This window comes from Burkholderia sp. AU31652 (assembly GCF_002223155.1).
Taxonomy (GTDB): domain Bacteria; phylum Pseudomonadota; class Gammaproteobacteria; order Burkholderiales; family Burkholderiaceae; genus Burkholderia.
This window is the reverse complement of record NZ_NKFG01000007.1, coordinates 195584-207375: the sequence shown is the minus strand read 5'-3', so window position 1 is coordinate 207375 and position 11792 is coordinate 195584. Positions and strand designations below refer to the sequence as shown.

The 11792-nt window shown below is 65.9% G+C and carries 11 protein-coding genes; 2 read left to right on the top strand and 9 right to left on the bottom strand.

What is annotated here, in order from left to right:
* Positions 1–33 precede the first annotated feature (33 nt).
* The 6 genes from benB to CFB40_RS32850 form a co-directional block, all read right to left on the bottom strand.
* Entirely contained in the window at positions 34–522 is a 489-nt protein-coding gene (gene benB / locus CFB40_RS32875; protein ID WP_089429638.1) for a benzoate 1,2-dioxygenase small subunit, read from the bottom strand.
* Entirely contained in the window at positions 519–1877 is a 1359-nt protein-coding gene (locus CFB40_RS32870) for a Rieske 2Fe-2S domain-containing protein (protein WP_089429637.1), read from the bottom strand. The genes benB and CFB40_RS32870 overlap by 4 nt, the downstream gene beginning before the upstream one ends.
* A gap of 114 nt (positions 1878–1991) precedes the next feature.
* Positions 1992–2936, bottom strand: a complete 945-nt coding sequence (gene catA / locus CFB40_RS32865; protein ID WP_089433666.1) for a catechol 1,2-dioxygenase — start codon at positions 2934–2936, stop codon at positions 1992–1994.
* A 56-nt stretch (positions 2937–2992) separates the two neighbouring features.
* Complete coding sequence (locus CFB40_RS32860; protein ID WP_089433665.1) at positions 2993–4129, bottom strand: muconate/chloromuconate family cycloisomerase; 1137 nt, start codon at positions 4127–4129, stop codon at positions 2993–2995.
* Between the two features lie 566 nt (positions 4130–4695).
* Positions 4696–6168, bottom strand: coding sequence for an indoleacetamide hydrolase (gene iaaH / locus CFB40_RS32855; RefSeq protein WP_089433664.1), 1473 nt, complete (start codon positions 6166–6168; stop codon positions 4696–4698).
* A 105-nt stretch (positions 6169–6273) separates the two neighbouring features.
* On the bottom strand, positions 6274–6987 hold the full coding sequence (locus tag CFB40_RS32850) for a helix-turn-helix transcriptional regulator (RefSeq protein WP_089433663.1): 714 nt from the start codon (positions 6985–6987) through the stop codon (positions 6274–6276).
* Between the two features lie 373 nt (positions 6988–7360).
* Here CFB40_RS32850 and CFB40_RS38370 point away from each other — a divergent pair, with 373 nt between their 5' ends.
* Positions 7361–7624, top strand: coding sequence for a hypothetical protein (locus tag CFB40_RS38370; RefSeq protein ID WP_143329920.1), 264 nt, complete (start codon positions 7361–7363; stop codon positions 7622–7624).
* A gap of 256 nt (positions 7625–7880) precedes the next feature.
* Here CFB40_RS38370 and CFB40_RS32845 read toward each other — a convergent pair whose 3' ends face one another.
* Both CFB40_RS32845 and CFB40_RS32840 read right to left on the bottom strand, forming a co-directional pair.
* Positions 7881–8318 carry a hypothetical protein gene (locus CFB40_RS32845; RefSeq protein WP_143329919.1) on the bottom strand — a complete coding sequence of 146 codons (438 nt, stop codon included), beginning with the start codon at positions 8316–8318 and terminating at the stop codon, positions 7881–7883.
* A gap of 241 nt (positions 8319–8559) precedes the next feature.
* A complete protein-coding gene (locus CFB40_RS32840) occupies positions 8560–9462 on the bottom strand; it encodes a LysR family transcriptional regulator (RefSeq protein ID WP_089433661.1) in 903 nt (300 codons plus the stop codon).
* 184 nt (positions 9463–9646) lie between these two features.
* On the opposite strand from CFB40_RS32840, the gene CFB40_RS32835 reads away from it, so the two are divergent.
* Positions 9647–10423, top strand: coding sequence for an SDR family NAD(P)-dependent oxidoreductase (locus tag CFB40_RS32835; RefSeq protein WP_089429630.1), 777 nt, complete (start codon positions 9647–9649; stop codon positions 10421–10423).
* 51 nt (positions 10424–10474) lie between these two features.
* On the opposite strand, the gene CFB40_RS32830 is transcribed toward CFB40_RS32835, so the two are convergent.
* Positions 10475–11659, bottom strand: a complete 1185-nt coding sequence (locus CFB40_RS32830) for a sugar transporter (RefSeq protein ID WP_089429629.1) — start codon at positions 11657–11659, stop codon at positions 10475–10477.
* Positions 11660–11792: the final 133 nt, after the last annotated feature.

The window sequence follows — 11792 nt, the reverse complement described above, 5'->3', positions numbered from 1 at the left end:
ACTTCCTTGTCTTTGATGACGAAACAACGGGCGTCAGACGTGATAGACGTCGAGCACCTGCCGGATGTAGTCGTTCTTCAGCACGATCTTCTTGTACGAGATCAGCAGCTCATCGCCCACCTGGCGCAACGTGACGAACATCGTGCCGAAGAAGTGATCGGTCACGCGGTAGCGGTGGTTCAGCGTGTGAAAGTTGTAGCGCACGTCCACCTCGTCGTCGCGTTCGGCCAGCACCTCGACGTTCGTCACGTTGTGGCTGGTGCGCGGCTCGGGCGTCGACGCGCCGCTGCGCTCGGTCTTGATCCGGAACACGCGATCCTCGAGGCCGCCGCGGTCCGGGTAGTACATCAGCGAGATCTGGCTCTGATGATCGTCGGTCGGCCGATCGTCGTCGTCCCATGCGGGCATCCAGTACGTGACGTCCTCCGTGTAGCAGGTCAGCCACGCGTCCCACTGACGATCGTCGAGCAGGCGCGCTTCGCGATACAGCGCCGCGCAAATGATCCGGTAATCGAAGCTCATGCTGCCACCTCCCCACGTTCCTTCTTCAGCGCATCGCGCATCACGTGCACCCAGTGTTCGTGCTGGCACACGAACAGCCCTTCGTCCTCGCTGCGCTCGCCGGAAATGCGCGGGTTCAGCCCCATCTTCCTCGCGTTCTCGTCGGGCCCGTCGATCCACAACGGCGCACCACGCGACAGGTCGTTCCACATCGCCGTGATGCCCGCGTAACCGGCCTGGCATGCGCGGAATTCCTCGAGATCGTCGGCGGTGCCCATGCCCGTCACGTTGAAGAAATCCTCGTACTGGCGGATCCGGATCGTGCGGTCGGCCTCGCTCTCGCCCTTCGGCGCGAAGCAGAAGATCGTGACTTCGGTCTTGTCGACGCCGAGCGGCCGCACCACGCGGATCTGTGTGCTGAACTGGTCCATCAGGAACACGTTCGGGTACACGCACAGGTTGCGGGTCTGGTTGACGATGAAGTCCGCCTGCACGTCGCCGACGCGCGCCTTGATCTCGTCACGGTGCTGGTACACCGGCCGCACTTCCGGGTTCATCGTCTGCGTCCACAGCAGGATGTGGCCGTTGTCGAAGCCGTACACGCCCGCGACCGACTTGCTCCAGCTGTTCGCGTCGACGGCCTTGGTGCCGTCTTCCTTGCGGCGGCCCATCGTCGCAGCGTAGTTCCAGTGCACGGTGCTGACGTGGTAGCCGTCGCAACCATTCTCCATCTGCATCTTCCAGTTGCCTTCGTAGATGTAGGACGAGTTGCCGCGCAGCACCTCGAGCCCGTTCGGCGCCTGGTCGACGATCTGGTCGATGATCACGCGCGCTTCGCCGAGGTAGTCCTCGAGCGGCAGCACGTCGGCGCTGAGGCTGCCGAACAGGAAGCCGCGATAGTTCGCGAAGCGTGCAACCTTCTTCAGGTCGTGCGAGCCGTGCGTGTTGAACTGCACCGGATACTCGGTCGTCTTCTCGTCCTTCACCTTCAGCAGCTTGCCGGTGTTCGAGAAGGTCCAGCCGTGGAACGGACACGTGAAGCTGCCCTTGTTGCCGTGCTTGCGGCGGCACAGCATCGCGCCCTTGTGGGCACAGGCGTTGATCACTGCGTGCAGCTCGCCGGTCTTGTCGCGCGTGATCACGATCGGCTGGCGGCCGATCCACGTCGTGTAGTAGTCGTTGTTGGCCGGGATCTGGCTTTCGTGCGCCAGATACACCCAGTTGCCTTCGAAGATGTGCTTCATCTCGAGCTCGTACAGCTCGGCGTTCGTGAAGATGTCGCGGCGGCAGCGGAATACGCCGGCTTCCTTGTCGTCCTGCACGGCGGTGGCGAGCAGGTGATCCAGGTCGGTGGCTTGGTCGATCGTGGCGGACATGTTGGCTCCTCCCATGCGCGTGCCGCGTCCTGCAAGCACGCTCGCATCGGTAATCGGTTGAATCTCGCGGGAACCCGGCCGGCGGCGGCGTATTCGCGCCGTGCCGGCGGGTGGTTACGCCGTCGCGGCTGCGCGCGGGCGGTGGACGATCTGGTTGTCCTTGCCCTGCACCCGCGGCGTCAGCACGAAGTTGAACTCGATGTCCTGGTACGCATCGGCCTTCATGCCGAGCGCCGTGCCGCCGGTCTTCGCGACCACGGGCGGGATCAGCTCCTCGCGCGTCGCATACGCGAAGTCATCCCAGATCAGCGGATCGCCGTCGATGTTGAACTGCGTCGTCAGCTTGCGGTGGTCGGGGCTGTCGACGAAGAAGTGCACGTGCGCCGGGCGGTTGCCGTGGCGGCCGAGGCCGTTCAGCAGCTGCTGCGTCGCGCCCTGCGGCGGGCAGCCGTAGCCGACCGGCATCAGCGTGCGGAATTCGTACTTGCCGTCGGCGCCCGTCTTCACCGCGCCGCGCAGGTTGAAATCGCTCTGCTTGCCGGTCGGGTCGAAGTGCGAATAGAAGCCGTGCGAGTTCGCGTGCCAGCATTCGACCAGCGCGCCCGCGACCGGCTTGCCGTCGAGGCCGGTGACCGTGCCGTGGATCACGAGCGGGCCCGCGCCGTCGTCTTCGTCGAGGTCGATCTTCGACACGCCGTCGCGCACCGGTGCGCCGGCCACATAGAGCGGCCCTTCGATCGTGCGCGGCGTGCCGCCGTCGAGGCCGGCCGCCTTGTCCGCGGCATCCATCCGGATGTCGAGATACTTCTCGAGGCCGAGGCCCGCCGCGAGCAGCGCCGCTTCGCCGTCCTGGCCGAGCTTGTTCAGGTAGTTGACGCCGGCCCACACCTCGTCGGGCGTGATGTCGAGATCGTCGATCGCCTTGAACAGGTCGCCGAGCAGCCGCAGCACGACCTGCTGCGTGCGCGCGTTGCCGCCCGACGTGCCGTTCGCGCCCGCGTTCGACGCGGCCTTCAGCAGATCCTGCACTTCCCGGGACTCGAAAACTTTGACGCTCATGATGGTGTCTCCACGTGTATTGGGGGGAATGACGGCCTTTGCCTGGCTCGGGTTATCTATCGCGCGACTTTCGTCAGCCCGTCGCGGGTGAAACGCCTGACCTTGTCCTCGTCGAGTTCGATGCCGAGGCCCGGGCCGTCCGGCACGGTCAGTTCGAAGTCGCTGTAATCGAGCGGCTGCGTCAGGATCTCTTCGGTGATCAGCAGCGGCCCGAACAGTTCGGTGCCCCACTGCAGGTTCGCGACACTCGCGAACAGGTGCGCGGACGCCACCGTGCTGAACGCGCCTTCGAGCATCGTGCCGCCGTACAGCTCGATGCCGGCCGCATCCGCGATCGCGGCGACGCGCTGCGCGGCGAACAAGCCGCCGCTTTGCTCGATCTTGATCGCGAACACGTCGGCGCCGTGGTGCTTCGCGATCTCGAATGCGCTGTCGGGGCCCTGCAGGATTTCATCGGCCATCAGCGCGACCGGGAAGCGCCGCATCAGGCGCGCCAGCGCCGCGGCCGAAGCCACCGGCTGCTCGACCAGTTCGCAACCGGCATCGGCCAGCGCCGGAATCGCGCGCGCGGCCTGCGTTTCGCTCCACGCCATGTTCACGTCGACACGCACCGCCGCGCGATCGCCGACGGCCCGCTTGATCTCGGCCACGTGGCGGATATCCGTCTCCGGCGACTTCGCGCCGATCTTCAGCTTGAACACGTTGTGGCGGCGCTGGTCGAGCATCCGCTCGGCTTCGGCGATGTCGGTGGCCGTGTCGCCCGATGCGAGCGTCCAGGCGACCGGCAGGCGATCGCGGCGGCGGCCGCCGAGCAGCTCGCTCACCGGCACGCCGAGCCGCTTGCCGTGCGCGTCGAGCAGCGCGGTTTCGAGTGCGCTCTTCGCGAAGTGGTTGACCTTCGCGAGCTTGCCGAGGAACGCCATCAGCGTCTGGATGCGCGTCGCGTCCTTGCCGATGATCGCCGGCGCGAGATACGTGTCGATCGCCAGCTTCATCGCTTCGGGGCTTTCCGGGCCGTACGCCATGCCGGCGATCGTCGTGCCTTCGCCGAGACCCGTGACGCCGTCGCTGCAGCACACCTTCACGAGCATCAGCGTCTGGCCATGCATCGTGGCCACCGACAGCTTGTGCGGGCGGATCGTCGGCAGGTCGACGAGACGGGTTTCGATGCGTTCGATGGTGACGGAGGACATGGGGCACGCCGTGGGGGTGAAGTTCTTGAGGCGATTTATACGTCTCGGCCAGATCGAGCGTCCAATACTTTTAGGCGGTCATTTCAATACCTCGCAGGTATTGAAATTCGCGGATATTCGGTTGATTTAGCTTGTCACCATACCCTCAATGACAGGCAATATGGCCGGGGAGCCGCGCTGGATCGAGAGGAGCGGTCAACCGGGATGCGGACGGCCGGATACGCGAAAGGCATCGGCCGCCATGCGCGCGGCGACGCAAAAAAGCGGCCTCGATGGGCCGCTGTCAGGGTTTTCCTGATGCCTCGCTCGGGGGGCTCGGGGGCAGGTTTCTCGATATGCGCTGTTGGCGGCCGGCTTCGCGTGCGTTGGTTCGAGCGGTTGTCGGGTCAAGACGCTGCGGCGCCAGCGGGATTCACGTCAGCGATGCTTGCGCATCGGGTTGGGTGCGCGAAGGGCCCGGCGTCACCGCAGGTCACCTCATGCGTATGCCGGCCGGCTTCGTGGCGAGCGTCACCGGCTCCGGCAATTCAACCGCCGCACCGCCCCCGGGGCGCGGCGGCACCGCATCACGACTCCCCATCGACACCCGCGTACCCACCCAACCTGCCCTCCACCCCGAATCCATCATTCGGCGCCGGCAACCGCCCGAGCACCCGCTCGACCTCCAGCGCGACCGCGATGAGTTCGCGATCGGTGCCGGCCGCCCCATCCAGTGCGAGGCCGACCGGCAGCCTGGCCGCCGTCAGGCCGGCCGGGACGGTCATGCCCGGTACGCCGGCATTGCTGCCCGGCTCGGTATTCCGGATGTAAGTCGCGAACACCGACGCAGGCTCGCCGTTGAGCATCATCACGTCGCCCGCCGGGATCGGGCACGCGGTGGCGATCGTGGTCGGAAACACCAGCGCGTCGGCGCCGCTGTCGGCGAGGCACTGCCGATACGCGGCACGCGACCGCGTACGCCGGTCGAGCGCGGTGCGGTATGCCGCTTCGCCGATCCCGTCGGGGCCGGTGATATGGCGGGCGATCTTCGCGACGTCCGGGCTCCCCACGTTCGCGACGATGTCGTCGACCGACAGGTCGTAGCCGTTCTCGACCAGATACGCGTGCATCGATGACCGGAATTCGTACAGGGCAATGACGGCCGGCTCGTCGTCGAAGAACCCAGGATAGTCGTTCAGGTCGATATCGACGCATTCGAAGCCCGCCTGCGCCAGTTTCGCCACCGCGACATTCGCCACCCTTTCGACATCTTGAGCGAGGCCGCGCCAGAACGTCGTGCGCGGGACCGCTAGGCGCAGGGGGCGCGTCGCACTGCGGACCGGCTGCGACGTGGGTGCGCCGGTGCCGGACAGAATCGCGTCGAGCAGCGCGATGTCCTCGACCGACCGCGCGATCGGGCCGACGGTGTCGCGCGTGCGCGAAATCGGTGCCACGCCGCCCGACGGGTAGCGCCCCACCGTCGGGCGAAGGCCGACGGCACCGCACAGCGCCGCCGGAATCCGGACCGAGCCGCCGGTGTCCGTCCCGAGCGCGGCGGGCACGACGCCCGCGCCGACCAGCGCGCCCGAACCGCTGCTGCTGCCGCCCGGAATCCGGTTGAAATCGTACGGGTTGCGTACCGCGCCCGTCACACGGTTGTTGCCCGACACGCCGAACGCCAGCTCGTGCAGGTTTGCCTTGCCCGCGATCAGCGCCCCTTGCGCGAGCAGCCGCGCGACGACCGGCGCATGCTGCGGCGGCACGCGGTTGTGCAGCGCCAGCGTGCCGTTGCCGGTCGGCAGGCACGCGGTGTCGATGTTGTCCTTGATCGCGATCGGCAGGCCCAGCAGCGCGTGCGGGGTGGACGACGTCGCGAGGTCGCGATCGCAGCGGGCCGCTTCGGCGAGCAGCCGCGCATCGTCGACGCACGTAAAGCCGTTCAGGTAGCGCCAGCGTGCGTGCCGCTCGATCATGGCGTACGCGTATTCGACGCAGGAAAACTCACGGCGCAGGATCGCGTGCCGGGCTTCGGTGAGCGTCAGGGTTCCCAGGGTGGGCATCGTCGTCGTTCCTCGTCACGGGGGATCGTCACAAGGTAGGGCGCGCCGATTTTGACGCCCATCATCACAATGGATGACCCCGGCCGACGGCCATGCAACCCGCCGTTACGCCAGCGTTGCCGCCAGGCTCGCGCGGTTGGCGACGCCCTTCTTCGCCATCACGCGCCGCAGGTGCGTGCGGACCGTCGGCACCCCGATGCCGAGCGTGCGCGCGACGTCCTTGTCGGTATAACCGGCGGCAACCAGCCGCGCGACGTCGCTCTCGCGCTCGGTCAGCCCCGCGCACGCATGGCGCCGCCGCAGCAGCGCGCGCCGGAAAAACGGCTCGATGCCGTTCAGCAGCAGCTTGTCGCGTTCGGTGAAATCGGGCCGCCCTTGCGCCCGCCAGATGCGCAGGTCGCCGACGTGGGTCGCGCCGTCGAACGCATAGACGTTGATGCCGTGGTGCATGCCGTCGCGACACAGGAAATCGGTGTAGAACTCGGTCTTCTCCAGCTCGCGCCGGCTCACCACCTCGTCGACGCAGGTCGCCACGCGGCGCGCGCGCAGTGGCGGCGTGACCGGATCGATATGCTGGAACCACGCTTCGTACCGGGCGATCTGCAACGGATCGAGGTTGTACGAGAAGCCGTTGCGCCACAGGCCGGTGTGTTCGTCGCAATCGAACGACGCGGCGAAATCAGCGCGGAGCAGCTGCGTGATCGCGGGCAGCACGACCGTCCTCACGTCGACGACCGGCCCCAGTTCTTCCAGGCGGGCGACGGTGTCGCCGAACAGCCGGAGTTCCTCCGGTGTGATATCGGACGCGGAAAGGTTCATGACGGACGGTTCCTCGGCAAGCCGGTGGAGAACACCTGCATCGAGCGCTTCGACGGGGGTGTCGCGGCGAAGGCCCGAACGAGCTTGGGTGCGTCGCGATGCGCCATGTTACCTGGCGGATCGACGCATTGCGTATCGACGTATATAGCCCCCTTTTTCTACCGATGGGCGGCACGTCCGCCCGTCAGTCTTTTGCGTCGGCTCTTCATACAGGCGGGTTTAACGCCACTGCTAGTATGGGTCCGGGCCAGCACTATCTTCACCAGGCACGCCCGGAGATCTCGAGGGAAGAGTCGGATTCGGATTTTCTGCCCCGGGTGGCTCGCCGGGATATAGCATTCCGGTATATCAATCTTCTTTTGGTTGGTAGGGCATGACAAATTATCCACTTCTTTTTTCCTCCTTTGCCCTTGTTGCTGTTATGGCATATTTAATGCTGATATTGACTGAGCAAGTGGTGAATTTTGTTCGCACCAGCAAAATGTGGGACGCATATCTTAGAATCGTTTTCGGAATAAATATAGCGAAAGTAAAAGATGAAACGATTTTTAAGATGGTTAAATTAAATGGATTTATCGCCCTTCTTATGACGGTGGTTTTGGGGTGGGGAGTGATGTCAAAATTATTTGCAAAATAATTGACTTTATTCTCCGCGGCTGATTTTCATCGCCTTCGTACCCGCTTGACGCGTCGAGATTGAGCATCGCGACGCGCTCCTCAATCTCGACTGGTCGCTCATCTACAGGCTTACCACCAGTGAGTGAAACGATCATTGTGAAACTGGGCTGTAATTTGGAACGAAGAAACGGGCTGGCAAAACTCCTGGGGGAATGACGGCCGGCCCACTGCGGCACACCGAGCCGCTGCGTCATAGCGCCAACGTGAAGCTCCGCTCAGCGGCTGGCAGCCCCCACCGACGCCTGCCATTGCGCGGCCACGCCGGCGTAATCCCGGACCTTGAACGCGGAGCCATCCTTGACGTGCACCCAGCCGAGCGTGCGCTCGGCGAGCGGCTTGTCGTGGTCGTCCGTCGCGATCTTGACGATCGCCTGCGCACGCACATGCACGAGACCGTCCGGATAGTCGGACGACGGGTTCGCCAGCGTCACCGTCACGAACGGCCCGAGATCCTGCAGCAGTTGAGCGGCGGGCGGATTGTCGGCCATCAGCAACGAACCGCCCTTCACGCGGTCGTCCACGCGAATGGCCGTGCCGCCCGGGCGCCGCTGCGCAGCGGTCGGCTGCGACATCCACAGCACGTGATCCGGGTTGAGATAGACCACATCGGGGTCGCCCATCGCGTCGCGGGTTTCAATCCGGGGTATCGGCATGCACAGTCTCCTGTCGAATATCGGGCACCGGGTGCCGGTGCGTCGGCTCCATGATGATGCCGCAATATGTCGGCTTGCCGCATGCATGGCGGTGAACGGCGAATGGCGCGACCACGCCGGGCCGGATGGCCGCGCGCGATGCACGTTACTCGCACGTCACCGTTTCGCCGGTGCGCCGACGTCGTCGAGTGGTGGTTGACACCGCTTCACGCCAACGCGATCCGTAGCCCGGCCGCACTGCCTACCCTCGCCATGTCGCGTCCGCGAGCTTCGCCACCAGTTCGTCGTACACGACCCGGATGCGCCGGGGCATCGGCCCGCGCCGCGGCCGATAGACGTGCAGCTTCCACGGCTCGGGTTCGAGGCCGGGCAGCAGCCGCACGAGGCGCCCGTTGTCGACGTACGGCCGGACGAGGTATTCCGAGCACTGCCCCAGCCCCACCCCCGCACAGATGGCCTCGATCTCCACCTCGGTATCGTCGGTCAGATACGCCGGCGACGACGGGACGAACTGGTGCTCCCCCCGAAACATCCACGGCCACGCGCGGCCGCTCGCGCGATCGATCAGGCACGTGACCGGCATCGATTCGAGTTCCTTGCGGTTCCTGGGCTCACCCAGCCGCCTGATCAGCGACGGCGCGCCGACGATCCACATCGGCAACGGCCCGACCATGCGCGCGACGAAGCGGTTGTCGCCGATCGCCCCGACGCGCACGCCGATGTCGATCTGCTCGTCGACCACCGGCGAAAGCACGTCCGACAGCCGCAAGTCGGGCACGAGCCCCGGATACCGCTGCATGAGATCGCTCAGGATCGGCTGCACGTAACGACGCCCCATGCCCGACGGCGCCGTGATCCGCACGACGCCCACCGGCTCGTCGGCTTGGCCAGTCGCGGGGCCGAACAGCCCGTCGACGGCAGCCAGCGCCGTCTGCGCGTCACGGGCGAACGCCTGCCCGAACGCGGTGATCCGGATGCTCCGCGTCGTCCGGTGAAACAGCGTTTCGCCGAGCATCTCCTCCAGTTCGCGCACCGCGCGCGTCACGACTTGCGGCGACACGCCGAGGCGCGCCGCCGCCTCGCGGAACGTGGGCGCCGCGGCGGCCGCGGAAAAGATCTTCAGGATGTCGAGTCGGTTGAGCATGGAGAACCCTCGTGGCACGCGCATGCGGCAGCGCTTTTCATTCCCAAAACGGGAATTATGAATGCGCCATTGTTCCATTTTTTTACGATCGGCGAGCGACCACAATGCCCATCAAGCGTGCATCTCAACCGATTCAACTCAGCCCCATGCGCCGCTTTCATCCCTCACTCTGGAGAATCTCATCATGAACGCAAGCACGAAACCGACCCAACTCGACAGCCGCATCGCCCTGGTGACGGGCGCCAGCTCCGGCATCGGCCGCGCGTCCGCGATCGAACTCGCGCGGCGCGGCGCCAAGGTCGTCGTCTCCGCGCGGCGCAAACCCGAGCTCGATCGACTGGTCGACGAAATCGTGACCGCCGGCGGCGAAGCGAAGACCTTCGTCGCGGATGTCGCGAACGAAGACGATCTGCGCAAGCTGTTCAATTTCGCAGTAGAAACCTACGGACGCCTCGACATCGCGTTCAACAACGCCGGCACGGAAGGCGTGTTCGCGCCGCTGCTCGAGCAGGATGCCGAGCGGTTCGACAGGGTGTTCGAACCGAACGTGCGCGGCGTGTTCAACTCGATGAAGTACGCCGCTGAAATCATGCTGCGGCAGGGGTCGGGCAGCATCATCAACAACGCGTCGATGGGCGGGCTGATCGGCTTCGAGAATGCATCGGTCTATATCGCGAGCAAGCACGCGGTGATCGGGATGACGAAGACCGCGTCGATCGAATGGTTCAAACGCGGCGTGCGCGTGAACGCACTGTGCCCGGGGCTGATCGAAACGCCGTTCCATCATCGCGGCATCTGGCCGTCGGAAGAGGCGCAACAGGCATTCGCCGCATCGACACCGGCAGGACGCTGGGGCTCCGCCGAGGAGATGGCGACGATCGTCGCGTTCCTCGCGTCGGACGATTCCAGCTACGTGTCAGGGCATGCGCTCGTGGCCGACGGCGGCTACTCGGTGGCATGACGGGCAACGCGCGAGCCACGTCCGCAAGCCCGTTATTAGCGTGAACAGGCCCTAGGCCACCGCCTGCCTCGCGTGCAGCCGCAGCGCCAGCCACGCGATCCCGACCGCCACAGCGCCGACCACGCCGCCGAACGTGCCGACCCACGGCAGCCCGAAGTCGCCGGCGATATGGTTGCCGATCAGCGCGCCCGCGCCAATGCCGACGTTGTACAGCCCGGAGAAGATCGACACCGCGAGGTCGGTTCCCTCCGGCGCCAGCTTCAGCACCCATGCCTGCATCGCCAGCCCGAAGCAGACGATCGCCCCGCCCCAGACCAGCGTATGCACGGACAGCGTGACGATGTTCAGCGCGCACGGGAACAGGATCAGCAGGCATCCCGCCAGCGCGACGATCGACCCGAGCAGGAAGTCGTCCGGCCGGTGCGGATAGAGGCGGTTGAAGCAGATCGCGGCCGGTATGCCGGCGACGCCGAACAGGATCAGCACATAGGTGATCCGGCTGCTGCTCGCGTGGTTCACGCTTTGGACGAAAGGCTCGATGTACGTGTACGACGTGAAATGCGCGGACACGACGAGCACGGTGATCGCGTACAGCGCCACCAGCGCGGGCTTGCGCAGGAACACGCCGATGCTGCTGAGCGACCCGGCGCCCTCGCTCGGCAAGACCGGCAACGTCGCGCGCAGCAGCAGCAACGCGACGCCCGCCGCGCCGGCGATGATCAGGAACGTGACGCGCCAGCCGAACGTCTCGCCGACCACGCGCCCGAGCGGAATGCCGGCCACCATCGCGATCGCCGTGCCCATCGCCAGCAGGCTGAGCGCGCGGCTTTTCCGGTCGCTCGGCGCGAGCCGCACGGCCAGCGGCACGGAAATCGACCAGAACACCGCATGCGCGCACGCGATGCCCAGCCGGCCAACCATCAGCACCGCGAAATTCCACGCGACGCCGGTCACGACGTGGCTAGCGATGAACCCCAGCAACGCCCACGTGAGCAGCTTGCGACGCTCGACGTGGCGCGTGGCGAGCGTCAGCGGCAGCGACACGACGGCCACGGCCCACGCGTAGATCGTCAGCATCAGGCCGACGTCGGTCGGCTGCATGTGCAGGCTGTCGCCGATCGCGCTGAGCAGCGCGACGGGCACGAATTCGGTGGTATTGAAGATGAAGGCGGTGAGTGCCAGGGTCAGGACACCCCACCACGAGTGCTTGGAACTGACGGCGTCCGGTGTAGCCATACCTGGAATCGGCGAAACGAGGGTTGGGGGCGCGCGGCGCGGAGAACCCGGCCCGGCGATCGCCGCGATTGTACCAGCGGCACATGACCCGGCGCGGCGCGGGGGAGCGTCGGTGGGCCGCGGGACATGGTCA

Coding starts and splice junctions, on each gene's coding strand:
- CFB40_RS32860 (WP_089433665.1), bottom strand. CDS start 4,129: ATGTCCTCCGTCACCATCGAACGCATCGAAACCCGTCTCGTCGACCTG.
- CFB40_RS38370 (WP_143329920.1), top strand. CDS start 7,361: ATGACAAATTATCCACTTCTTTTTTCCTCCTTTGCCCTTGTTGCTGTT.
- CFB40_RS32830 (WP_089429629.1), bottom strand. CDS start 11,659: ATGGCTACACCGGACGCCGTCAGTTCCAAGCACTCGTGGTGGGGTGTC.
- CFB40_RS32840 (WP_089433661.1), bottom strand. CDS start 9,462: ATGCTCAACCGACTCGACATCCTGAAGATCTTTTCCGCGGCCGCCGCG.
- CFB40_RS32845 (WP_143329919.1), bottom strand. CDS start 8,318: ATGCCGATACCCCGGATTGAAACCCGCGACGCGATGGGCGACCCCGAT.
- CFB40_RS32870 (WP_089429637.1), bottom strand. CDS start 1,877: ATGTCCGCCACGATCGACCAAGCCACCGACCTGGATCACCTGCTCGCC.
- iaaH (WP_089433664.1), bottom strand. CDS start 6,168: ATGCCCACCCTGGGAACCCTGACGCTCACCGAAGCCCGGCACGCGATC.
- benB (WP_089429638.1), bottom strand. CDS start 522: ATGAGCTTCGATTACCGGATCATTTGCGCGGCGCTGTATCGCGAAGCG.
- CFB40_RS32850 (WP_089433663.1), bottom strand. CDS start 6,987: ATGAACCTTTCCGCGTCCGATATCACACCGGAGGAACTCCGGCTGTTC.
- catA (WP_089433666.1), bottom strand. CDS start 2,936: ATGAGCGTCAAAGTTTTCGAGTCCCGGGAAGTGCAGGATCTGCTGAAG.
- CFB40_RS32835 (WP_089429630.1), top strand. CDS start 9,647: ATGAACGCAAGCACGAAACCGACCCAACTCGACAGCCGCATCGCCCTG.